This window comes from Roseivivax halotolerans, assembly GCF_900115815.1.
Classification (GTDB): Bacteria; Pseudomonadota; Alphaproteobacteria; order Rhodobacterales; family Rhodobacteraceae; genus Roseivivax; species Roseivivax halotolerans.
The window spans coordinates 60,159-84,317 of the sequence record NZ_FOXV01000005.1; the positions used below are offsets into that span (position 1 = coordinate 60,159).

Consider the following 24,159-nt stretch of genomic DNA (forward strand, 5'->3'; position numbering starts at 1 on the left):
ATGGCGGCAAGCTGGACGGGCACGAGCCTTTGGCGGATACAGGCGAGCCGCGCGCGCGCTTTGCCGGGGCTTGTCGTCCTCTTGATCGGTTGGGAACTTGCCGCCCGGCTTTTGACCGACGCTTTCGTTCTCGCGGGGCCGACCGAGGTTCTGGCCTATCTCGTCGAGGATCGCGCGCTCATGGCCCGCGCGCTTGGCGAGACGCTGACCAATGCCGCGTTCGGGTTTGTCATCGGCAATGTCGCGGCAATCGCGCTCGCCGCCGTCGCGCTCGCCTGGCCGCGCGCGGAACGGGTGGTAACCGGCCTTGCCCTGCTAGTCTTCTGCCTGCCGCTCGTCGCCACCGGCCCCATCCTGCGTGTGCTCTACGGGCCGGGCGCGGGGCCGCAGGTCACGCTCGCCGCGCTTGCGGTCTATTACACGACGCTGATCCCGCTTCTCGTCGGATTGCGGGCCGCGCCGTCAAGTTGGTTCGATCTCGTCCGCAGTTACGGGCGCGGGCGGTTCGCGACGCTGGTGCATGTGCGCGCGATGGCGTCCTTGCCCTACTTTTTCGCCGGTCTGCAGATCGCCGCCCCGGCCGCCTTCCTCGGTGCGATGGTGGGGGAATTCACGGGCGCCGAGCGGGGCATGGGCGTGCTGACCGTCCAGGCGATCCGCGCGCTCGACGTGGAGATGACCTGGGGACTTGCCACCGTCGCGACGGCGGTATCGATCCTCGCCTATATCGCGATCGGAGCGCTTGGACGGCGGGTTCTACTCGACGCGCCGCCGGTGATCCTGGCGGCCCCGGCAGGCGCGAGCCGTGGCCGTCTTGCCGCTTGGGTCGATGCGGGTCTCGTCACGCTCATTGCCGTTGGTGCATGGTGGCTTGCGCTCTTGGCCTTCGGGCTCAACCCGTTCTTCGCCAAGGGGCCGGGCGATGTCTTTGCCGCGCTCGTCCTCGACGATGACGCGGCGGAGACACGCGCGGCGCTTGCCGCCGCGCTGGGCGAGACCGCGCTGTTCCTCATCCCGGGATACCTCGCGGGTCTCCTGGCCGGGGCGGGCCTCGCGGTTCTTCTGATCCTCGTGCCGATGATCGCAAGCTCCGCCATGCCGCTGGCGATCGCGCTCCGCTCCGTGCCCATCGTCACCACCGCGCCGCTTGTCGTGCTGCTTCTCGGACGGGGCGCGGTCGGGACCATCGTTCTGGTCGCAGTTATGGTCTTTTTTCCCACTTTCGTTGCCTCGCTGCATGGGCTGAGACAAGCGCCGGGGCAGATCATGGACGTGTTCGACAGCTATGCGGCGGGGCCGGTGACGCGGCTTTTGCGGGTGCGTATCCCGGCCATGCTGCCGGCCTTCTTCGCCGCCGCGCGCATGGCGGTCCCTGCGTCGGTCCTTGCCGTGACCGTGGTCGAATGGCTTGCCACGGGCAACGGGATCGGCTCGCTCATGGCGATCTCGGCCTCGCTGTCGGATTACGACATGCTCTGGTCTTCGGTGGTGCTGGTCTCTGTCCTGTCCGCGCTCGGATATGCCGCTGTCGGTGCGGTGGAGCGGCGGATCCTCGGGACCTACGCGCCGGAGCAACTGGCATGAGCGCACCCGCAGCTTTTGCCATTCCGGGCGATATCACCACGCTGACGGGCGGCTACATCTACGAGCGCCGCCTTCTCGAGGGATTGCGCGCGCTCGGCCGCGACGTCACGCATATCGAGCTCGGCGCATCCTTCCCCGATCCGAGCGCGCAGGACATGGATGACGCGATCACGCAGCTATGCGGCCTGTCGTCCGAATGCCCGCTGATCCTCGACGGACTTGTCTACGGCTCCATCGCGACGGAGGGGTTGGCGCGGGTGCGCGCGCCGATTGTCGGGATGATCCATCATCCGCTCGCTCATGAGAGCGGGCTCGAGCCGGTGCGGCGGGATCATCTTTTCCAAACCGAGCGGGACAACCTCGCGCTGGCGGCGCATGTGCTCGTCCCGAGCCCTCATACGAAGCGCATCCTGATCGAGGAATATGCCGTCCCGCCCGAGCGCATCACCATCGCGCGGCCCGGGACCGAGCCGCCGAGGCACCCCGCTGCACCCGTCTTTCCGCCACAGATCCTGTCGGTGGGCATCCAGCATGCGCGCAAGGGGCACGACATCCTGCTGCGGGCGCTGGCCGAGGTGACGGATCTCGACTGGCAGGCCATGATCGTGGGCGGCGCGCATGATCCGGCCCATGCCAAATACCTCGCGCAGCTTCACCGAGATATGGGCCTCGATGGACGCGTGCGCCTTGCCGGACGGGTGGAGCAGGAGCCTTTGTCCCGGCTCTATGCTCAGGCGTCGATCTTCGCGCTCGCCACACGGTATGAAGGCTACGGCATCGTCTTCGACGAGGCGCTGGCCCATGGCCTGCCCATTGTCAGCTGCGACACGGGGGCAGTGCCGGACACCGTGCCTTCCGAGGCAGGACGCCTCGTGCCGCCCGACAATCCCGAAGCATTCGCCACGGCGCTGCGCGCGCTTCTCACCGATGCGGCCGAATGCGAGGCTCGTGCCGCCGCCGCCCGACGGTACGGCGCTGCACTGCCCGACTGGACCGAGACCTGCCGGATCGCGTCACGCGTTCTCGACGGTCTGGCACCCTAGGCCGCGCCGTAGCCGCCCGCTGTGGGGGTCACGACGACCACCGCATCTCCTTCCGATACTTCGGTCTGATCGGCGGCGCGCAGCGTCTCGACGCGGCCATCCGCGCAGTGGATCTCCGTCCGCCCCACGCGTCCCGGCTGGCCGCCCGCGATTCCCTGCGGCGGGCGCTCTCGGTGAGACGACAGGATGGCGAGCTCCATATCCTCGAGGAACCGGATGCGACGCGTCGTGCCGTCGCCCGCATTGAACTCTCCCTTGCCGCCCGAGCCTTCGTCGATCCGGAATTCTTCAAGCAGAACGGGGTAGCGCAGCTCGAGAATCTCGGGATCGGTCAGACGCGAATTGGTCATGTGGACATGCACACCGCTCGTCCCGTGAAAGCCGGTGCCGTCGTTGCGCCGACCCGCCGGGCTGCCCGAACAGAGCGTCTCGTAATATTGGTGCCGGTCATTGCCGAAGGTGAGGTTGTTCATCGTGCCTTCGGAGTTGGACATCGCGCCAAGCGCACCGAAGAGCGCGTTGGTGACATGCTGGCTCGTCTCCACGTTGCCCGCGACGACCGCGGCGGGGTAGGCGGGGGAGAGCATGCAGCCCTCGGGGATCACGATCTTCACCGGCCGCAGGCAGCCCGCATTCATCGGGATGGGGCTCTCGACCATCACCCGGAAGACGTAGAGTACCGCCGCCCGTGTGACCGGCTCGGGCGCGTTGAAGTTGTTCTTTCTCGCCTCGGACGTGCCGGTGAAATCGACTGTCGCCTCGCCCTTGTCGCGATCGACGCTGATCTTCACGCGGATCACCTGGCCGGTATCGGTGGGGTATTCGTATTCCCCGTCCGACAGACGCCCGATCACGCGGGCGACTTCCGCCGCGGCGTTGTCCTGGACGTGACCCATATAGGCCTCGACCACGTCGAGCCCGAACTGGTCGATCATCGCGCGCAGCTCTGCCGCGCCACGGGCATTGGCCGCGACCTGCGCCTTGAGATCGGCGACGTTCTGATCGGGGTTGCGCGCGGGGTAGGCGTGGGAGGTCAGCACCTCCCGGATCTCCGCATCGCGGAAGCGCCCGGCTTCCACGAGTCGGAAATTGTCGATCAAGACGCCTTCCTCGTCGACGCTGGTCGCCAGCGGCGTCATCGAGCCGGGCGCGACACCGCCGACATCGGCGTGGTGCCCGCGCGAGGCGACCCAGAACTGGATGTGCTCCCCGGCCTCGTCGAAGACCGGTGTGACGACAGTGATGTCCGGGAGGTGCGTGCCGCCGTTATAGGGCGCGTTGAGCGCGAAAACGTCGCCCGGCCGCACCTTGCCTTCGTTGAGGCGAATGACCGTCTCGACCGAGCGGTCCATCGAGCCCAGATGCACCGGCATGTGCGGCGCATTGGCGACGAGCGCCCCCGAGGCGTCGAAGACCGCGCAGGAAAAGTCGAGCCGTTCCTTGATGTTGACCGATCGCGAGGTCTTTTGCAGCGCGACGCCCATCTGTTCGGCGATGTTCATGAAGAGGTTGTTGAAGACCTCGAGCAACACCGGATCGGCCTCGGTGCCGATGGCGTCCGCGCGATTGGCTTTCTCGCGGCGTGTCATCATCACGTGGTCGCGCGCGGTCACCTCGGCACGCCAGCCGGGCTCCACGACGATGGTCTGGTTCGGCTCGATGATGAGGGCAGGGCCATCGACATGCCGGCCTGGCGTGAGGGCTTCGCGGCGGACGACGCGGGCATCGTGGGTGGTGCCGCCCGAATAGACTGGAACCTCGGTTTCGGATTCCGCTTCGCCGGGGTCCGGAGTGTCCGATGGTTCGGGATCGGCGGCGGGCTCTGCGGCCTGGCCTTCGATCTCAGCGGCCTCGACCACGAGCGTCGCATCGGGGTCGGTGAAGCCGAACTCGGCCTCGTGCGCGGCCTCGAACGCCTGGCGCGCGCGGGTCATGTCGCCATCCCAGGCAATCGGGATCGCCGTATCCGTGCCAGCGTAGCGCAGATGCAGGCGCGGCGTCAGGGTAAGCCCCTCGTCCGGCACGCCCTGCTGGGCAAGCTCGTTCCTGACTTCCCGCTCGAGCCCGCCAAGCGTGTCGGCGATCCGGGCGGCCGCGTCTTCGCCAAGATCGACCTCGAGCGCGCGTTGGCGCTGTTCGGTGACGCGTGCGAGGCCAATTCCGTAGGCGGACAGGAGCCCCGAGAGCGGATGCACCAGAACCTTCGTCATTCCAAGCGCATCGGCCACCAGACAGGCATGTTGCCCGCCGGCGCCGCCGAAGGCGTTGAGCAGATAGCGCGTCACGTCGTAGCCGCGCTGGACCGAGATCTTCTTGATCGCGTTGGCCATGTTCTCGACGGCGATGCGCAGGAAGCCTTCGGCGACCTCTTCGCTGGACTTGCCCTCGGCCTCCGCGATCTCTGCGAATTTCGCGGCGACGGCGTCGCGGTCGAGCGTCTGGTCCTGCCCCTCGCCGAAAATCGCGGGGAAGAAGTCGGGATTGAGCTTGCCGAGCATGACGTTCGCATCCGTGACGGTCAGCGGACCGCCGCGGCGGTAGCAGGCGGGCCCCGGATCTGCGCCCGCGCTGTCGGGGCCGACGCGGAAGCGGCCCGGATCGGCATGAAGAATGGATCCGCCGCCCGCCGCGACGGTATGGACGCGCAGCATCGGCGCGCGCATTCGGACGCCCGCGACCTGCGTCTCGAAGGTGCGTTCGAACGAGCCGTCGAAATGCGCGACATCGGTTGACGTGCCGCCCATATCGAACCCGATCACCCGCTCCTCGCCCGCGATCTGCCCGGTGCGCGCCATGCCGACGACGCCGCCCGCCGGGCCGGACAGGATCGCATCGCGTCCCTTGAAGCGGTCGGCAGCGGTCAATCCGCCCGAGGACATCATGAATTGAAGGGTCGGGCCGTCCTCGTCAGGCGGTGTCGCGCCGAGCGCGTTCGCCACCTGCTCCACGTAGCGTGACAGGATCGGGGTGAGGTAGGCGTCGACGACAGTCGTGTCGCCGCGTCCCACCAGCTTGATGAGCGGGGAAACTTCGTGGCTGACCGAGACCTGGCCCATGCCGGCCTCGCGCGCGGCCTCGGCGAGCTGCTCTTCGTGCTGAGGTGCGGTCCAGGCATGCATCAGCGCGATGGCCACCGCGTCGATACCGTCGGCCTTGGCAGCCGCGAGCGCGTCTTTTGCGCCATCGAGATCGAGTTCCGTCTCGACCGTACCGTCCGCGCGCACGCGCTCCTCGACCTCGACAACGCGGTCGTAGAGCATCTCGGGCAATACGATCTCTTTCGCGAAGATGTCGGGCCGGTCCTGGTAGGCGATGCGGAGCGCGTCGCGAAAGCCCTTGGTGATGAGAAGGAGCGTCCGGTCGCCTTTACGCTCCAGAAGGGCGTTGGTCGCAACGGTCGTGCCCATGCGGACGGTGCCAACACGCTCAGGAGGGATCTGGCCCGGGGCCACGTCGAGGAAGCGCCGAATCCCTTCGATCGCGGCATCCTCGTAGGCCTCTGGGTTCTCGGACAGCAGCTTCAGCGCGGAAAGCTCTCCCGAGGGCGCGCGCCCGATCACATCGGTGAAGGTGCCACCCCGGTCGATCCAGAAATCCCATCTGTTTGCTGCATCCGACGGCATGGCCGATCCCTCTCATCTCCAGTTCAGTGACAAATCGTTGACAAATTATCACTGTCTGGTCAACCTCGACATATCCGGATCCAGGTGCGGCGATCCGGCCGCTCGAACAAAGCCGTGCCGAGACAACAGGGATGATACACATGACCAGCACACTTCTGAGAAGCGTTTCGGCCGCGGTGCTCTCCGCCGGCCTCGCGCTGCCCGCTTTCGCCGCCGAATGGGATATGCCGACGCCCTATGGCGACAGCGTGTTCCATACGCAGAACATCATGCAATTCGCCGAAGATGTGTCCTCGGCTACCGATGGCGGTGTCGAGATCACCGTGCATTCTGCTGGCTCGCTCTTCGCGCATCCCGAGATCAAGGATTCGGTGCGCCGGGGCCTCGCGCCCATCGGCGAGGTGCTGATGTCGCGTCTCGCGAACGAAGATCCGGTCTTCGGCGTCGATTCGATCCCGTTCCTTGCCTCGAGCTACGATGAGGGCCGCGCACTCTGGGAAGCTTCGCGATCCGCCGTCGAAGAAAAACTGGCCGAGCAGGGTCTGACGCTGCTCTTCGCGGTGCCGTGGCCGGGACAGAGCCTTTACACGCAGGAACCCGTGGAAAGCGCTGCCGATCTCGAAGGGGCATCCTTCCGTGCCTACAACGCCGCAACCGAGCGGCTCGCCCAGCTCATGGGCGCGGTGCCGACGCAGATCGAAACGGGTGACATTCCGACCGCTTTTGCGACGGGTCGTGTCGATGCGATGATCACCTCGCCCTCGACCGGAGTGTCGAGCCAGGCGTGGGATTTCACCTCACATTATACCGACACGCAGGCTTGGCTGCCCAAGAACATGGTCATGGTGAACACCGAGGCCTTCGAGGGGCTGCCTGAAGAGCAGCAGACCGCCATCATGGAGGCCGCCGAGGCCGCCAAGACCCGCGGCTGGGAAATGTCCGAAGCCGAGACCGAGAGCGGGATCGCGACCCTCGAGGAGAATGGCATGACGATCTCGCAGCCCTCCGAGACGCTGTCGAACGAGATGTCGGAAATCGGCGAGACCATGACGCAAGAATGGCTCGAAGAGGCCGGCGACGCGGGTCAGGCCGTGATCGACGCCTACCGGAACTCGGGCAGCTGAGCCTGCCCCAGGCGGGGCCCGCGCGGCCCCGCCACCCACTTTCCAACTCAGATCCCGGAGTGCGCCGATGCGCCGTTTTCTCGACCGTCTCTACGATGCCGGCCTCTGGCTGAGTGCGATCACTTTCGGGCTCATCGCCGTGCTCGTCGCCTTGCAGATCGCGGGCCGCCTGCTTGATCGCGCGGCGCGGGCGCTCTCGCTGTCCCCGCCGGGACTGACGATCCCCTCGCTTGCCGAATTCGGCGCGTTCTTCTTCGCCGCCGCGGTATTCCTCGGCCTCGCGGGCACGCTTCAGGCGGGGGGCCATGTGCGCGTCAAGCTTGTCACGCAAGCGCTGCCCGAGCGCGTGGCGCGCTGGCTTGGCGTGCTCGTGGCCCTCGCGGCCGCGGCGCTGGCGGTTTTCGCCACCTGGTCGAGCGCGCTGCAGGCCCTCGACAGCTACCAATTCGATTCCGTCAGCTACGGCGTCATCCCGATCCCGCTCGCCATACCGCAAGGCGTCATGACGCTGGGCCTGGCGCTCTTCGCGGTTGCGCTGGTCGATGCGGCGGTGACCCTGGCACGCGGCGGCACGCCCGGCCATCTCGCGGCGGAAGCCGCCACCGAGGAGGGCAACTGATGGAGATCGCGACCCTTGCTCCGCTTCTCGTGGTCGTCCTGTTCGGTGCGCTGGCGCTTGGCCTCTGGGTCGGCTTCGCTCTGATCGCGGTCGGCATGGTCGCGATGTATGCCGCGGCTCCTGCGCCGCCCGAGCTCGTCTTCGCCACCAAGGTCTGGGGCGGCATGTCGGTCTGGGACCTGACCGCGCTGCCGATGTTCATCTGGATGGGGGAAGTGCTGGTCCGCTCTCGCCTCTCCTCGGACATGTTCTCGGGCCTCGCGCCATTCACCGCGCGGCTGCCGGGGCGGCTTTTGCACGTGAACGTCCTCGGCTGCGCGCTTTTCGCAGCCGTGTCGGGCTCATCGGCGGCAACGACGGCGACGATAGGCCGGATGTCCCTGCCGGAGCTGAAATCGCGCGGCTACGACGACCGCATGGCGATCGGCACGCTGGCCGGGTCGGGCACGTTCGGCTTTCTCATTCCGCCCTCGATTATCCTCATCGTCTATGGCGCGGCGACCGAGCAATCCATTGCGCGGCTGTTTCTGGCGGGCGTGATACCGGGGCTGATGCTAGCGATGCTGTTCGGCGGCTACATCATGCTCTGGTCGCTCATGCATCGAGACCGGATGCCGGAGGCTGAGCCTCGGGTGAGCCGCGGCGAAGCGATGTCGGCAGCGGCGCGGCTTCTGCCGGTCGTCGGTCTGATCGTCACCGTGATCGGCTCGATCTACCTTGGCATCGCGAGCCCGACAGAGGCGGCCGTGATCGGGGTGATCGGCGCGCTGGTGCTGGCGCAGATGACGGGTGCGCTCGGCCTCGCGGGCCTCTTCGACTCGTTGCGCGCCGCCACCGTCACGACCTGCATGATCGCGTTTATCCTCGCGGGCGCGTCGTTCCTGACCGTGGCAATGGGCTATACCGGCATTCCGCGCGATCTTGCGCGGCTCATCGGCGAGATGGGCCTCTCGCCCTATGCGCTTCTGGCTATGCTGACTGTGTTCTTCATCATCATGGGCATGTTCCTCGATGGGATCTCCATCGTCGTCCTGACCGTCTCGATCATCCTGCCGATGGTCACGGCGGCGGGTATCGATCCGATCTGGTTCGGCATTTTCCTCGTCCTCGTGGTGGAGATGAGCCAGATCACGCCGCCCGTCGGCTTCAACCTCTTCGTGATCCAGACCATCACCGGGCGTGACATGTTCACCGTCGCGCGCTATGCCGCACCGTTCTTCGGGCTTCTGGTCCTGGCGGTCGCGATCCTGTCGGTTTTCCCCGAGCTCGCGCTCTGGCTTCCCGGAACGATGTTGTCGCGATGAGTGATCGGCCCGAAAAAACCGGCATCGGCCCGGTCGTCAGCTCCGCGCACCTGGCCGCGTCGGGGCTGCCGGAGCTCTCGGAGGTCGAATACGCCCTCACGATGGCCAACAACGCGTTCCACCGCTGGATCGTGCGCTGCATGGATGCGGCAGGGGCGCCGGGGATGGCCCCGCTCGAGGTGTTGATCCTGCATCTCGTCAACCATCGTGACCGGCCGAAGACCCTGGGGGATATCCGGCTCGTCCTGCATGTCGAGGACGCGCATCTGGTCAGCTACGCCGTGCGCAAGCTGACCGAGGCCGGGTTCGTCACGACCGCGCGCAAGGGCAAGGAAAAATCCGTTACTATCACGGAGGCGGGGGCGGCGCTTTGCACGCGGTACGCCAAGGTCCGCGAGGGGCTCTTGATCGAGCTTGCGCGGGAGATGGGCTTTCCGCCGGAAGACATGTCTCGGCTTGCGGCGCTTCTGCGCGCGATTTCAGGCAGCTACGATCATGCCGCGCGGGCGGCCACCACGTTGTGAGGATGCTCCTTTTCTGCGCGCGGCATGCAAGGTGGCTGTTGGTCTCTGGACTTCTCGTCGGGATCGCGCTGCCGGGGCTTGCCCGCGCCGCCGAGCCACTGATCGTTCCGCTTCTGGGTGTGCTACTTTGCCTTGCCGTTCTGCGCGAAGGGCCTCGCGCGCTTCTGCCGGGTGCGGGCACGGGGCGGCGGGCCGTGCTTCTGACGCTCGCGCTGCAGGCCGCGCCGCCGCTGGTCGCGGGCGCTTTGCTTTGGGCGCTGGGCGGTCTCGAGACGCCGCTCGGCGTGGCGCTGGTCCTGGTGCTCGCGGCCTCGCCGATCACGGGCGCGCCGGGTCTTGCGGTGATGTCTGGTGCGGATGCGGGGCTGGCGCTGCGGCTTCTGACGCTTGGAACGGCCCTCTTGCCGCTGACGGCCGCGCCGGTTTTCGCGCTGTTACCGAGCTTTCCCGGACCTGTCGCCGTCGCGGCCGGGGCGCTGCGGCTTCTGGTGGTGATCGCGGCCGCCGTTGCGCTCGCCGTCCTCTTGCGCCGCGTGTTCCCGCGCCTGCGCGCGCCTCATCACCGGACGGCGTTCGACGGCGCGATGGCCTTGGCGATGGCAGTCATCGTCGTGGCGCTCATGTCGGCGCTGCTTCCCGCGGCGCGCGAGACGCCCGGAGTGCTGATCGCCAGCCTGACCGCCGCGCTCGCGATCTACGCGGTCCAGGTCCGCATCGCGTGGAGCTGTGCGCGTCGGTCGGGGCTGACCGCCGAGAAATCCCGCGCCATCGCGATTGCCGGGGGCAATCGCAACCTCGCGCTCTTCCTTGCGGCGGTGCCCGCGGAGACCACGCTTCCGCTGATGGTGTTCATCGGGTGCTACCAGATCCCGATGTACCTGACCCCACTCGCGCTGCCGTGGCTGACAGACGGCCGCGCCGCGCGCGCCTGAACCGGGGTGACGACCGCATGTTCGGTAGTGTTGGCGATCAATGCATCGTTTCGTGCGGCCGCAAATTCGCGATTATTAAGCCGCCATCGAGTTGCGCTTTTTGTTTTCGCAGCGCTAGACTTGCTGAAGAGCGAGGCATCGCACCTCGCCAAGCGATCACGACGCACGTGTTCGAAAACCATCTGGGAGAAAGATCCATGTCGAAATCAATCATTTGCGCCGCATTCGCCGTGTCCACTGCGCTCGGAGCCTCGGGCGCGATGGCGCAGGAAGAGACGTTCATCTCGATCGGGACGGGCGGCGTGACCGGCGTGTATTACCCGACCGGTGGCGCGATCTGCCGGCTGGTGAACCGCAACCGCGCCGAGCATGGCATCCGCTGCGGCGTCGAATCCACGGGCGGTTCGGTCTACAACATCAACGCGATCCGTTCGGGCGAGCTGGAATTCGGCGTCGCGCAGTCGGACTGGCAGTTCCATGCCTATAACGGCTCCTCGCAGTTCGAAGAGCAGGGCGCGATGGAGAACCTGCGCGCGGTGTTCTCGGTCCATCCCGAGCCCTTCACCGTCGTGGCGCGTGCCGATGCCGGGATCACCTCGTTCGAGGATCTGCAGGGCAAGCGCGTGAATGTCGGCAACCCCGGCTCCGGCCAGCGGGGCACGATGGAAGTGCTGATGGAAGAGATGGGCTGGTCGATGGACGATTTCGCCGTCGCCTCCGAACTGCAGGCGGCAGAGCAGTCCCAAGCGCTTTGCGACAACAACATCGACGCGATGGTCTACACGGTCGGCCACCCGTCCGGCTCCATCCAGGAAGCGACGACGGCCTGCGACTCGGTCCTCGTGAACGTCAACAACGACGCGACCGCAGCGCTGATCGAAGAGAATCCCTATTACCGTCAGGCCACCATTCCGGGCGGCATGTATCGCGGCACCGACGAGGACGTCACGACCTTCGGTGTTGGCGCGACCTTCGTCACCTCGTCGGATGTCTCCGAGGATGTCGTCTACGAGGTCGTGAAGGCGGTCTTCGAGAATATCGACCAGTTCAAGGGTCTGCATCCGGCTTTCGCCAATCTCGACCCTGCCGAGATGGCCAATGACGGTCTGTCGGCACCGCTGCATGCTGGCGCGGAGCGGTATTTCCAGGAAGCCGGCCTGATGGAATGATCCCGGCGCGCGCCGCCTAGGGCGCGCACTGCACAAGATCCCGGGCCGTATGTTCGGCCCGGGATATTCTCGCAAAACCGGCCCGTGCGATGGCTGGATGCGCCTTCGGGACAGGGAAACGCAAATGGCCGACAAGGATCAGGGCGGAAACCGCCAGTTCAGCGACGAAGAGCTTCAGGATCTCGTCGCCAGCTCAGACAGCGGGGCGCGCGCGCCGACCAACCGGAACGTGGCGTTGCTGATTTCCGGTCTGGCGCTGGCCTGGTCTCTGTTCCAGCTCTGGATCGCGCAGCCGATGCTTTGGTTCGCGCAATATGCCCCGGTCTTCAATTCGTCCGAGACGCGGCCCATCCACCTGACCTTCGCCATCGTGCTTGCCTTCCTGGCCTATCCCGCCTTCAAGTCCTCGCCGCGCGGGCACATCCCCTTGGCAGACTGGCTGCTCGCCGGGATCGGCGGCTTCTGCGCCTTCTACATCTTCCTCTTCTCGGACCATCTGGCGACCACAGCGCGGTCGGGTCTGCCAACGACCACGCAGGTCGTGATCGGTGCGACCGGCCTTCTGGTGCTTCTCGAAGCCTCGCGCCGGGCGCTGGGGCCGGCTCTGACGATCGTGGGGTCGCTGTTCCTGCTCTACGCCTATATGGGCACGGGCTGGCTGATCCCGGATCTCATCGAGCATGAGGGCCTCAGCTTCACCGCGCTCATCAACGCGCAATGGCTTGATACGGCCGGTGTCTTCGGTATCCCGCTCGGGGTCTCCACGGCATTCGTGTTCCTGTTCGTGCTGTTCGGCTCGCTCCTCGATAAGGCGGGCGCGGGCAATTATTTCATCAAGCTTGCCTTTGCCGGGCTCGGGCATCTGCGCGGCGGGCCCGCCAAGGCGGCGGTCGTCGGATCGGCGATGACGGGTCTCATCTCGGGCTCCTCCATCGCCAACGTCGTGACGACGGGCACGTTCACCATTCCGCTGATGAAGCGGGTCGGTTTCACCAATGAACAAGCCGGTTCGGTCGAGGTCGCCTCGTCGGTCAACGGGCAGATCATGCCGCCCGTCATGGGGGCCGCGGCCTTCCTGATGGTGGAGTTCATCGGCATTTCCTATGTCGAGGTCATCAAGCACGCCTTCATCCCGGCGGTGATCTCCTACATCGCGCTGATTTACATCGTACATCTCGAGGCGTTGAAGAAGGACATGCCGGCCCTCGGAGAGGCGAAGTCCTTTGTCGGGATGCTGGTCAAGTTCTTCGTGGGCTTCGCCATCGCGGGCGTCGCCTTCACCGCGCTTATCTATATCGTGGGCGGGCTGCGTTCGGTCCTGCCGGGGCTGACCGGGCCGATCATGATGACCGTGCTCGGCCTGGTCTACCTGGGTCTCGTCGCCATCGCCGCGCGGCAGCCCGATCTCAAGGAGGACGATCCCAACGATCCCGAGATCAAGCTGCCCACGGTGGGCGAGGTCTACGCGACCGGTCTGCACTACGTGCTGCCGATCATCGTGCTCGTCTGGTTCCTTATGGTGGAGCGGCAGAGCCCCGCGAAATCGGCCTTCTACGCGACCTCGCTCATGCTCGCGATCATCGTGACGCAGCGGCCGCTGAAGGCGATGTTCCGGGGGCAGGGGGGCGAGCTTGCCGCCCAGTTCAAGGCCGGGCTCGGCGATCTTCGCGAGGGTCTGATCGCGGGCGCGCGCAACATGATCGGCATCGGCGTCGCCACGGCGGCGGCGGGCATCATCGTCGCCACGGTCACGAAAACGCCGATCGGCACCGAGCTTGCGGCGCTTGTCGAACAGCTCTCGGGAGGGGTGCTCATCATCATGCTGGTGCTGGTCGGTCTGTTCTCTCTGATCCTCGGGATGGGGCTGCCGACGACGGCGAACTACATCGTCGTCTCCTCGCTGATGGCGTCGGTCGTCGTCTCGCTCGGCGCGCAGGAGGGGTTGATCGTGCCGCTGATCGCAGCGCACCTCTTCGTCTTCTATTTCGGGATCATGGCGGACGTGACGCCTCCTGTGGGCCTTGCGTCCTTTGCCGCGGCGGCGGTGTCGGGAGGGGATCCGATACGAACGGGTTTCACGGCGTTCTTCTATTCCCTCAGGACCGTCGCGCTGCCATTTCTCTTCATCTTCAATCCGACGCTCATCCTCTACGGAGTCGATCTGGGGACGTGGCAGGGGATCTTCCAGGCGGTCTTCGTCTTCGTGATCGCGACCTTCGCAATGCTGCTTTTCGCGGCGGCGACGCAGGGCTACTTCCTTGCGCGCAGCCGGATCTACGAAAGCGCGGCGCTCCTGCTCGTGGCCTTCACGCTCTTTGTCCCCAATGTCTGGCTGGACATGGTGCAGAGCCCGTTCCGCGAAATCCCGCCCGCGCAGTTCGAGGAGGTGCTCGGCGAGGTCGAGGAGGGCACGCGGATGCGGCTGCGCGTCGAGGGCCCCGACTTCAACACGGGTGACACCGCAGAAACGACGCTCGTGATGAACGCCGAAGGCGCGAGCGCGCAGGAACGGATCCAAAATTCCGGTCTGCTCCTTTTCCCCGAAGGCGACAGCGTCCGGCTCGACGAGCCGATGTTCGGCACTGCGACGGCAGAGAAACTGTCGAGCTTCGACTTCTACGCCGAAGATCCGGTGCGACTGGCCCAGGTGCAGATCCCGCGCGACCGCATCCCGGCGCAGGTGTTCTACATCCCGGCGCTTCTGCTTTTGGGTCTCGTGATCCTGATGCAGCGCCGCCGCCAGACCAAGCCGGCTTTCTGAGGAGCGCGCCCATGTCCCAATCCGTTCTTCTGCCCATCGACCTATCCACCGAAGCCAGTTGGGCCCGCGCCTTGCCAGCCGCGCTGCATCTGGGCGGGCCGGACATGGTTCTGCATGTCCTGACGGTGATCCCCGATTTCGGTATGTCCGTGGTCGGCGGCTTCTTCGACGCCGAGTTCGAAAAGCGCGCCCTGCACGAGGTCGGCGAGAAACTCACGCTGTGGGTGAACACGAACATCCCGCCCGAGATCGAGGTGCATCCGCATGTCACGCATGGTCGGGTCTACGACGAGATCCTGCGCGCCTCCGAGCGGCTCGACGTGAGCGATATCGTCATGGCCGCGCAGACGCCGGATGTCGCCGATTACCTTCTCGGGCCGAACACCGCCCGGGTCGTGCGGCACGCGAAACGGTCGGTCTACGTGGTCAGGGGAAGCTGAGCATGGCCGGTCATGTCTTCGGGCGGTCTTCCGCGGCGATGCCGACGGCTGTCTCGGGCGAAGGGTGCTACATCCGGGATGCCGAGGGACGGAGCTATCTCGACGGATCGGGCGGCGCGGCCGTGTCCTGCCTTGGACATTCCGACCCGGATGTGCGTGCGGCGATCCATGACCAACTCGACCGGATCGCCTTCGCGCATACCGGCTTCTTCACCTCCGAGGCGGCCGAGGGACTTGCCGATCTGCTGATCGCCAACGCGCCCGAGGGGGTCGAAAAGGTCTACCTTCTGTCCGGCGGGTCAGAGGCGGTCGAAGCCGCGATCAAGCTTGCGCGCCAGTATTTTCTGGAAACGGGAGAGCCAGAGCGTCACCGCGTGATCGCGCGAAGGCAAAGCTATCACGGCAATACGCTTGGCGCGCTGGCAGCAGGCGGCAATGCCTGGAGGCGCGAGAAATACGCGCCGCTTTTGGTCGAGACCTCGCATATCGCGCCTTGCTACGAATACCGTTTGCGCGAGGACGGCGAGAGCGCCGAGGACTATGGCTTGCGCGCCGCCAACGAGCTTGAGGACGAGATCGCGCGGCTCGGCCCGGAGACGGTCATGGCCTTCATCGCGGAGCCAGTCGTGGGTGCGACGGCGGGCGCGGTGCCCGCCGTGCGGGGCTATTTCAAGCGCATCCGCGAGATCTGCGACCGCCACGGCATCCTGCTGATCCTCGACGAGGTCATGTGCGGGATGGGGCGCACGGGCACGCTCTTTGCCTGCGAACAGGACGGGATCTCGCCCGATATCGTGACCGTCGCGAAGGGACTCGGGGCCGGTTACATGCCCATCGGTGCAATGCTTTGCTCGGGCCGGATCTTCGGTGCCATCGAGGGCGGCTCGGGCAGCTTTCAGCATGGGCATACCTATCATGGGCACCCGCTGGCGGCGGCGGCCGGGCACGCAGTTCTTTCCGCGATCCTTGGGCGGGAGCTCTTGCCTCAGGTCAGGCAGCGGGGCGAGGCGTTGACGGATCGGTTGCAAGCCACCTTCGGCCAGCACCCGCATGTCGGCGACATCAGGGGGCGGGGCCTCTTTCGGGGGATCGAGCTTGTCGCGGATCGCGGTACGAAAGCGCCCTTCGACCCTGAGCTGAAGCTTCACGCCAAGGTCAAGAAAGCCGCGCTCGCCGAAGGGCTGATCTGCTATCCCGCGGGCGGCACGATCGACGGCAAGCATGGCGATCACATTCTGCTCGCCCCGCCTTTTATCATCTCAGAAGACCAGATCGGCGAGTTGACCGACAAGCTGTCGCGCGCGATCGACGCGGCGCTCGCCGCCTAGGAGCGCCGCTTCTTGCAATAAAGCTCCAGCCGGTGCGCGACGATGTCGTAGCCATATTCCGCCGCGATCCGGCGTTGCAGGCACTCGATCTCGTCCGAGACGAACTCCATGACTTCGCCGCTTTCCACGTCGATCAGATGATCGTGGTGCGGCCGCGTGGCAAGCTCGAACCGGGTCACGCCGCCGTCGAACATGTGGCGATGCAAAAGCCCCTTGTCGGCCAGCGCGCCGAGGGTGCGGTAGGCGGTCGCCTGGCTCACGCTTGCGTCCTTGTCGCGCGCTCGGACGAGAACCTGCTCGGCATCCGGGTGATCTTCGGCCTCGAAGAGCACGCGCACGATGGCTTGCCGCTGGCGCGTCACCCGGAGCCCGGCTTCGCGGAGGACCGCGTCGCCCTCACTGCTGTAGAAATCACCTGCCATGCCCGGACCATGACCCAAGCTGCGATCCGGCTCAAGATTTTATGCGAACGGTTCGCAATTAATTTGACTTTGCGAACCATTTGCATCAACTGAGAGGCAATCGGATTTTTGGATTTCTGAAAGGTGCAACATGCGTAGGACGCTGCTCTTATCCGCTCTCGCTCTGGGGCTTGCCCAAGCGGCTGCCGCACAGGAGCGGCTCAAGGTGGCGACGACGTTCACGGTGCTGGCGGACATGGCCCGGAACGTCGCGGGCGATGCGGCGGAGGTCGTGTCGGTCACGAAGCCCGGTGCGGAAATCCACGGCTACGAGCCGACGCCGCAGGATATCGTGCGGGCCTCCGATGCGGATCTTTTGCTGTGGAACGGCCTCAACCTCGAGCTCTGGTTCGAGCAATTCCTACGCAATCTCGGCGATGTGCCGTCCGTGACCTTGTCCGAAGGCATCGACCCCATTCCGATTGCCAGCGGATCGTATGAGGGTCAGTCCAATCCGCATGCCTGGATGGGGCTCGAAAACGCGATGGTCTATATCGACAACATCCGCGACGCGCTGTCGGAGCAGGATCCAGACAACGCCGAGGACTATGCCGCCAACGCCGACGCATACAAGGCGGAGCTGCGGGACCGGATAGGGCCCTTGCGCGACGCGCTTGCCGATCTGCCGGAGGACGACCGCTGGCTCGTCACCTGCGAGGGCGCGTTCAGCTACCTCGCACGGGATTTCGGCCTGCGGGAGCTTTATCTCTGGCCGATGAACGCCGACCAGGTCGGCACGCCGCAGCAGGTCCGGGCCGTGATCGACGGTGTCCGAGAGAACGATATTCCGGTCGTCTTTTGCGAGAGCACCGTCAGCACACGGCCTGCGGAGCAGGTGGCGCGCGAGACGGGCGCGGAGTTCGGGGGCGTCCTCTACGTGGACTCGCTCTCCGAGGCGGACGGTCCCGTGCCGACCTATCTCGACCTTCTGGAAGTGACGTCGCGCACGATCGTGGACGGGCTGACCGGGGCATCGGAATGAGGCAGTCGCCGGAGCGCTCTGGCAATCTAGATCGATGCCGGAAAGGCGAGCTTTGATGCGAGACGCGACCGAGATCGAAACGACGACCGCCGCGCAGCCAGAAGAGGGGCTGCGCGTGTCGGGTGCGACCGTCACCTATCGGAACGGCCATACCGCGCTCCGCGATGCGAGCTTCGACATCCCGCGCGGCACCATCGCGGCGCTTGTCGGCGTGAACGGTGCGGGCAAATCTACGCTCTTCAAGGCGATCATGGGCTTCGTGCCTGCCTCGGCAGGCGAGATCAGCGTGCTGGGCCGGAATGTGCGCGAGGCTTTGAAACGCAACCTCGTCGCATATGTCCCGCAGGCAGAAGAGGTGGATTGGAGCTTTCCGGTCCTCGTCGAGGATGTCGTGATGATGGGCCGCTACGGGCATATGGGCTTCCTGCGCCGCCCGCGTGCTGCCGACCGACAGGCGGTGGACGACGCGCTTGCTCGCGTGAACCTGACAGACCTGCGCCATCGCCAGATCGGGGAGCTGTCTGGCGGCCAGCGCAAACGTGTCTTCCTGGCGCGTGCGCTGGCACAGGAAGGCCAGGTGATCCTCCTCGACGAGCCGTTCACCGGGGTCGATGTGAAGACCGAGGAGCAGATCGTCGCGCTCCTGCGGGATCTTCGGGACGAGGGCCGGGTGATGCTGGTCTCGACGCACAATCTCGGCTCTGTCCCGGAATTCTGCGACCGCACTGTCTTGGTGAAGGGCACGGTCCTCGCCTACGGGCTGACCGAGGATGTCTTCACGCACGAGAACCTCGAGGCCGCGTTCGGCGGTGTGTTGCGCCACTTCACACTCGGCGGCGATACGCTGCATGACGACGAGGACGCGCGCAGCGTCAGCATCTTCACCGACGACGAACGTCCGCTCGTGCAATACGGCGAGCGCACGCACACGGCGGAGCCGCGAGAATGATCGCGACCCTCGCCGAGCCGTTTTCCTACGGGTACATGACCAACGCGATGTGGGTCTCGGCGCTCGTTGGCGCGGTCTGCGCTTTCCTGTCCTCCTTCCTGATGCTGAAAGGCTGGTCGCTGATCGGCGACGCGCTGTCCCATTCGGTCGTGCCGGGAGTTACCGGGGCTTACATGCTGGGGCTTCCTTTTGCGCTCGGCGCATTCATCGCAGGCGGTCTTGCGGCAAGCGCGATGCTGTTTCTCTCGGATCGCTCGGGCCTCAAGGTCGATGTCATCATCGGGCTGATCTTCACCTCCTTTTTCGGGCTCGGCCTCTTCATGGTGTCGATCAACCCGGTCTCGGTTTCGGTGCAGACCATCACGATGGGCAATATCCTCGCCATCACGCCGTCGGACACGGTGCAGTTGGCGCTTATCGGGATCGTCACGCTGGCGATCCTTCTGGCCAAGTGGAAAGACCTGCTCGTGACCTTCTTCGACGAGACGCATGCCCGGACGATCGGGCTGCCGACCCGCGCGCTCAAGGTCGTGTTCTTCGCGCTTCTCGCCGCATCGGTCGTCGCGGCGATGCAGACGGTCGGTGCGTTCCTCGTCATCGCGCTCGTGGTCACGCCGGGGGCCACCGCTTACCTACTCTGCGACCGCTTTCCGCGGCTCATCGCGACCTCGGTCGCGATCGGCACGGTGACAAGCTTTCTCGGGGCCTATGCCAGTTATTTCCTCGACGGCGCGACGGGCGGCATCATCGTCGTCCTGCAGACGCTCATCTTCCTGACCGCGTTCGTCTTCGCGCCGAAACATGGCCGGCTCGCGGCGCGGGCGAAGGCGCGCGCGGCCCTGCGGGAGGTGGAGGCATGATCGACGAGCTTCTGCTGCCTTTGCAATTTCCATTCATGCAGAACGCGTTCCTGATCGGGGCGCTCGTTGCAGTGCCGACGGCCCTTCTGTCCTGTTTCCTCGTGCTCAAGGGCTGGGCACTGATGGGCGATGCGGTCAGCCACGCTATCCTGCCGGGCATCGTGCTGGCCTACATGATCGGCTTGCCGCTCATCCTCGGTGCCTTCGTCGCGGGCATGATCTGCGCGCTGGCGACCGGGTATCTCTCGGGGAACAGCCGGGTGAAGGAAGACACGGTGATGGGCGTGGTCTTCTCGGGCATGTTCGGGCTCGGGATCGTGCTGTACGTCGCTGTCGACACGAACATGCATCTCGATCACATCCTGTTCGGCAACATGCTCGGGGTGGAGCCCTCGGAGCTCTGGACCGCTGCGATCATCTCGGCAATCGTCTCGGCCGCGCTTCTCTTGCGCTGGAAGGATCTCGTCCTGCACGCCTTCGATCCGGCGCAGGCGCGCGCCTCGGGCCTGCCGGTCGATTTTCTGCATTACGGGCTTTTGGCTGCCTTGTCCTTGACCATTGTTGCAACGCTCTCGGCGGCGGGGCTCATTCTTGCGATCGGCCTTTTGATCGCACCGGGCGCCATCGCGTTCCTTCTGGTGCGGACCTTCCGGGTCATGCTGGCCGTGGCCGTCATCGTCAACGTTTTCTCAATGCTCGCGGGCGCTTATGCGAGCTTCTTTCTTGATAGCGCGCCTGCGCCCACGGTCGTTCTGATCCTGACGGTCTTCTTCATTCTTGCGTTCGTCTATCGCCAAATCGCCACACGGCGGATAACCGGTGCGGCGTAAGGCTCAAGGAGAGGCGTGACGCGTTTCGCCCGAATGGTGTTAACGTCGGCGCGACTCGCGAGTGGTTAATGCAGGGGGATGCGCGATGAGCTGGACACGCTACGCGGTATATTGGGCACCCGAGGGGCACCTGGGCGAACTGGGGGCGTCGTGGCTGGGCTGGGACATCCACAATTCCCGCAGGATCGCCACGCCCGAGATCGAAGCGCCGAAAGCGCGGCGCTACGGTTTTCACGCAACGCTTAAGCCCCCCTTCACGCTTGCCGAAGGGCGCAGCGAGGCGGCGTTGTCGCAGGCGCTGGCCGACATCGCCGCCGGTGCAGAGCCGCAGTTGCTCGGCCGATTGGAGCTGCGGCAGATGGGCAAGATCTGGGTCATGGCGCCAAGCGACACCTCCGGCATTTCGGAGATCGCGGGACGGCTCGTGCGGGAGCTCGATGCCTTCCGCGCGCCGCCCGATGAGGTGGAATTGGCGCGGCGGCGTGGCCGGGGCCTGACGGCGGTGCAGGAAGAGAACCTGAAAACCTGGGGGTATCCCTATGTGCTGTCGGAATTCCATCCGCATCTGACGCTCAGCGATGCGCGGGTGCCCGAGGATGTCGAGGCACAGGCCCGGTCCTTTTTCGCCCCGGTTCTCGACCGGCCGATGGTGATGCAGGACGTGACGCTGATGGGCGAGGATGCCCTCGGGCGGTTTCATGCGATCGAAAGCTTCACGCTTTCTCGGGCACGGATGTCCAAAGCCTGCTGACGCTATCGCTCTCGTGAGCAGGCTGTTCTTGCCAGGGGCTGGGCAGGAACAATATAAGAACATATGGCCAAGCGAACTCTCTCTGAAAAGCTCGCGATCCTGTCGGATGCGGCGAAATACGATGCCTCCTGCGCCTCGTCGGGCGGGGAGCGGCGGGATTCCCGCGACGGCAAGGGGCTTGGCTCTTCGGGGGGCTCGGGCATCTGCCACGCTTATGCGCCGGATGGCCGCTGCATCAGCCTTCTGAAGATCCTGATGACGAACTTCTGCATTTACGATTGCGCCTATTGCATCAACCGCGCCTCGAGCCGGGTGGAGCGGGCGCGTTTCTCGGTCGAGGAGGTCGTGCACCTGACGGTGGAGTTCTATCGCCGCAACTATATCGAAGGGTTGTTCCTGTCCTCGGGCATCATCCGCTCACCGGACGATACGATGGCCGACATGGTGCGGATCGCCAGGAAGCTGCGGCAAGAGGAAGGCTTTCGCGGCTACATTCACCTCAAGACCATTCCCGACGCGAGCCAGGAGCTGATCGACGAGGCGGGCAAATATGCCGACCGGTTGTCGATCAATATCGAGATGCCGACGGAGACGTCGCTGAAAGAACTGGCGCCAGAAAAGAACGCGGTGGGTATCCGCAAGTCGATGGCCGATGTTCGCCTGAGGCGAGAGGAGAGCCGCACCGGCAAAAGCTGGCGAGGCAAACGGCCCGCGCGGTTTGCGCCTGCCGGGCAATCGACGCAGGTGATCGTCGGGGCGGATACGGCCAATGACCGGACGATTCTCACGCAAAGCTCCGATCTGTATGCGAGCTACGGGCTGAGCCGCGTCTATTACTCGGCCTTCTCGCCGATCCCGGACCCCGCGCGCGCGCTGCCGTTGAAGCCCGCGCCTCTCAAGCGTGAGCATCGGCTTTATCAGGCCGACTGGCTTTTGCGCTTCTACGATTTCGGGGTCGAGGAGATTGGCGGCACGAGCGGCATGCTCGATCTCGATGTCGATCCCAAGACGGCCTGGGCGCTGGAGCATCGGGAGTTCTTTCCGGTCGATGTGAACCGCGCGCCGCGCGAGGCATTGCTGCGCGTGCCAGGCTTCGGGACGAAGACTGTAGGCCGGCTTCTCGCGGCGCGTCGGCGTGGGCTGGTGCGCTATGAACATCTCAAGGCGATGGGCGCGGTCATGAAGAACGCGCAGCCCTTCATCGTGGCAGGCGGGTGGAGCCCGCGCGGTATGCTCGAAACCGAACATCTGCGGGCGAGGTTCGCGCCGCCACCCGAGCAGATGGCACTCTTCTGATGCGGGAGGTGGTGCTGCCGCGCGTGGGCACGGTGGCCGCCTGGCGGCGCGAGGCGCGTGCGCTCGCGCAGGACGGCGTGCCCGCAGAGGCGGTGCTCTGGTCGCGCGGGGAGGGCGCGCAGGATCTGTTCGCCGGGGCCAGGCCGGTGGCTGCGCCGCGCGAGGCTCGCCGCCTGTCCTTGCCGAAAGCCGCGATCCAGACCATCGAGACCGCGCTCTGCCATTCCGATCCCGAACGTTTCGCGCGCGCCTACCGGCTGATCCTGCGGCTTTCGGCCCGCGAGGTGATGTGGGGCGACCGCGCGGATCGCGATGTTCGCACGCTACTGGAACAAGCCAAGGCCGTCGGCCGCGACATCCACAAGATGCATGCTTTCGTGCGGTTCCGCGAGGTCGAGGGCGAAGGCGAGCGACGCGCCTTCGCGGCATGGTTCGAGCACGATCACCCCTGCCTCGAGCGCGGCGCGCCGTTCTTCGCCAAACGCTTCGGCGACATGGATTGGGTCATCGCCACCCCGGATCTGACGGCACGGTTCACGGACGGCACGCTTCGTTTCGAGGAGACGAAGGCGCCCGAACGTCCGCCTGAAGACGCGACCGAGGAGCTTTGGCGGACCTATTACGCCTCCATCTTCAATCCCGCGCGGGTCATGGTGAAGGCGATGTGCGCCGAGATGCCGCGGAAGTACTGGAAGAACCTGCCCGAGGCAGAACTGATTCCCTCGCTCATCGACGGGGCGGAGGCGCGGGTGCGCGCAATGGCCGAAGCACAGCCCGCGATGGTGCCGGACCGCCGCGCGCTGGCCTTGCGCGATCACGCCGCGCGGGTGCTTGCGAAACCCGGCGCGGATGGGCCGGTCGCGGCGCTGGCCGCAGATCTGCAGGGTTGCACGCGCTGCGATCTCTGCCGCCATGCGACGCAGGTCGTACCGGGCGAGGGGCCGAAAGAGGCCGCGCTGATGATTGTCGGAGAGCAGCCGGGCGACCACGAGGATCTCAAGGGGCGCCCCTTCGTCGGGCCGGCAGGGCAGGTCTTCGACCGCGCCGCTGCCTTGGCGGGCGTTGAACGGAGCGCGGCTTTCGTGACCAACGCCGTGAAACACTTCAAGTTTTTGGCGCGCGGCCGTCGCCGAATTCACCAGCGCCCCGATGCCGGCGAGGTGGAAGCGTGCCGTTGGTGGCTCGATCTCGAGCGCGAATTGGTGAAGCCCCGCGTCATCCTCGCGATGGGGGCAACGGCGGCGGAGGCGCTGACGGGCTCGGGCAAGCACATTGCGCGCCGGCGCGGGCGGGCTGAGCTGCTCGAGGATGGGACCGAGATGCTCCTGACTTGGCATCCGTCCTATATCCTGCGCCTTCAGGACAAGGCGGCGCAGGCGCGCGCCGAGGCGGAGCTGGTGTCCGACCTTGCGCTCGCCCGGTCGCTCTCCGAGGCGGGGCGGTAGCGCGTTTGGTTCTATCTCTGGAGGCGGCAAACCGCGCCCGGATGTGCCCAAAAGCCTCTCACCCCGTTTAGGGCTGGCCTTTTCGCCGTTCCGGCGATACCCCGCCCGCGACCCAAGACATCGAGAAAGATTCC

At 65.8% G+C, this 24,159-nt stretch carries 20 protein-coding genes; 18 read left to right on the plus strand and 2 right to left on the minus strand.

What is annotated here, in order from left to right; all coding sequences use genetic code 11:
- Positions 1–1,584 (plus strand): ABC transporter permease, encoded by a 1,584-nt coding sequence (locus BM171_RS08635; protein ID WP_093011078.1) that lies wholly within the window; start codon positions 1–3, stop codon positions 1,582–1,584.
- The gene (locus tag BM171_RS08640; protein ID WP_093010667.1) at positions 1,581–2,627 is read left to right on the plus strand and encodes a glycosyltransferase family 4 protein; all 1,047 of its coding nucleotides are present in this window, start codon (positions 1,581–1,583) and stop codon (positions 2,625–2,627) included. Before BM171_RS08635 ends, BM171_RS08640 begins: the two co-directional genes overlap by 4 nt.
- On the opposite strand, the gene BM171_RS08645 is transcribed toward BM171_RS08640, so the two are convergent.
- On the minus strand, positions 2,624–6,250 hold the full coding sequence (locus BM171_RS08645) for a hydantoinase B/oxoprolinase family protein (protein WP_093010669.1): 3,627 nt from the start codon (positions 6,248–6,250) through the stop codon (positions 2,624–2,626). The two genes, BM171_RS08640 and BM171_RS08645, sit on opposite strands and share 4 nt — an antisense overlap.
- Positions 6,251–6,390: 140 nt before the next feature.
- On the opposite strand from BM171_RS08645, the gene BM171_RS08650 reads away from it, so the two are divergent.
- From BM171_RS08650 to BM171_RS08690, 9 genes are all read left to right on the plus strand, one after another.
- A complete protein-coding gene (locus BM171_RS08650; RefSeq protein ID WP_245760217.1) occupies positions 6,391–7,374 on the plus strand; it encodes a TRAP transporter substrate-binding protein in 984 nt (327 codons plus the stop codon).
- A 67-nt stretch (positions 7,375–7,441) separates the two neighbouring features.
- Positions 7,442–7,993: a TRAP transporter small permease gene (locus BM171_RS08655; RefSeq protein WP_093010671.1), complete on the plus strand. Its 552-nt coding sequence runs from the start codon at positions 7,442–7,444 to the stop codon at positions 7,991–7,993.
- Positions 7,993–9,297, plus strand: coding sequence for a TRAP transporter large permease (locus BM171_RS08660; RefSeq protein ID WP_093010673.1), 1,305 nt, complete (start codon positions 7,993–7,995; stop codon positions 9,295–9,297). Before BM171_RS08655 ends, BM171_RS08660 begins: the two co-directional genes overlap by 1 nt.
- Positions 9,294–9,821 carry a winged helix DNA-binding protein gene (locus BM171_RS08665; RefSeq protein WP_093010675.1) on the plus strand — a complete coding sequence of 176 codons (528 nt, stop codon included), beginning with the start codon at positions 9,294–9,296 and terminating at the stop codon, positions 9,819–9,821. Before BM171_RS08660 ends, BM171_RS08665 begins: the two co-directional genes overlap by 4 nt.
- A 38-nt stretch (positions 9,822–9,859) precedes the next feature.
- Positions 9,860–10,753, plus strand: a complete 894-nt coding sequence (locus tag BM171_RS08670; protein WP_139218686.1) for a hypothetical protein — start codon at positions 9,860–9,862, stop codon at positions 10,751–10,753.
- Between the two features lie 197 nt (positions 10,754–10,950).
- Entirely contained in the window at positions 10,951–11,922 is a 972-nt protein-coding gene (locus BM171_RS08675) for a TAXI family TRAP transporter solute-binding subunit (protein WP_093010678.1), read from the plus strand.
- Between the two features lie 124 nt (positions 11,923–12,046).
- The gene (locus tag BM171_RS08680; protein WP_093010680.1) at positions 12,047–14,683 is read left to right on the plus strand and encodes a TRAP transporter permease; all 2,637 of its coding nucleotides are present in this window, start codon (positions 12,047–12,049) and stop codon (positions 14,681–14,683) included.
- 11 nt (positions 14,684–14,694) lie between these two features.
- Entirely contained in the window at positions 14,695–15,123 is a 429-nt protein-coding gene (locus BM171_RS08685) for a universal stress protein (RefSeq protein WP_093010682.1), read from the plus strand.
- Positions 15,124–15,125: 2 nt separating this feature from the next.
- Positions 15,126–16,451, plus strand: coding sequence for an aspartate aminotransferase family protein (locus tag BM171_RS08690; RefSeq protein ID WP_093010684.1), 1,326 nt, complete (start codon positions 15,126–15,128; stop codon positions 16,449–16,451).
- Here the strand turns inward: BM171_RS08690 and BM171_RS08695 are convergent.
- On the minus strand, positions 16,448–16,873 hold the full coding sequence (locus BM171_RS08695) for a Fur family transcriptional regulator (RefSeq protein ID WP_093010685.1): 426 nt from the start codon (positions 16,871–16,873) through the stop codon (positions 16,448–16,450). The genes BM171_RS08690 and BM171_RS08695 overlap by 4 nt on opposite strands.
- 130 nt (positions 16,874–17,003) lie before the next feature.
- Here BM171_RS08695 and BM171_RS08700 point away from each other — a divergent pair, with 130 nt between their 5' ends.
- From BM171_RS08700 to BM171_RS08730, 7 genes are all read left to right on the plus strand, one after another.
- Entirely contained in the window at positions 17,004–17,894 is an 891-nt protein-coding gene (locus BM171_RS08700) for a metal ABC transporter substrate-binding protein (protein ID WP_093010687.1), read from the plus strand.
- A gap of 55 nt (positions 17,895–17,949) precedes the next feature.
- Positions 17,950–18,843, plus strand: coding sequence for a manganese/iron ABC transporter ATP-binding protein (locus tag BM171_RS08705; RefSeq protein WP_093010689.1), 894 nt, complete (start codon positions 17,950–17,952; stop codon positions 18,841–18,843).
- Positions 18,840–19,703, plus strand: a complete 864-nt coding sequence (locus tag BM171_RS08710; protein WP_217646684.1) for a metal ABC transporter permease — start codon at positions 18,840–18,842, stop codon at positions 19,701–19,703. The genes BM171_RS08705 and BM171_RS08710 overlap by 4 nt, the downstream gene beginning before the upstream one ends.
- Complete coding sequence (locus BM171_RS08715) at positions 19,700–20,533, plus strand: metal ABC transporter permease (RefSeq protein ID WP_093010691.1); 834 nt, start codon at positions 19,700–19,702, stop codon at positions 20,531–20,533. The genes BM171_RS08710 and BM171_RS08715 overlap by 4 nt, the downstream gene beginning before the upstream one ends.
- A gap of 85 nt (positions 20,534–20,618) precedes the next feature.
- Complete coding sequence (locus tag BM171_RS08720) at positions 20,619–21,284, plus strand: DUF1045 domain-containing protein (protein ID WP_093010693.1); 666 nt, start codon at positions 20,619–20,621, stop codon at positions 21,282–21,284.
- A gap of 63 nt (positions 21,285–21,347) precedes the next feature.
- Positions 21,348–22,580 carry a putative DNA modification/repair radical SAM protein gene (locus tag BM171_RS08725; protein WP_093010695.1) on the plus strand — a complete coding sequence of 411 codons (1,233 nt, stop codon included), beginning with the start codon at positions 21,348–21,350 and terminating at the stop codon, positions 22,578–22,580.
- On the plus strand, positions 22,580–24,025 hold the full coding sequence (locus BM171_RS08730; RefSeq protein WP_093010697.1) for a UdgX family uracil-DNA binding protein: 1,446 nt from the start codon (positions 22,580–22,582) through the stop codon (positions 24,023–24,025). Before BM171_RS08725 ends, BM171_RS08730 begins: the two co-directional genes overlap by 1 nt.
- Positions 24,026–24,159 lie beyond the last annotated feature (134 nt).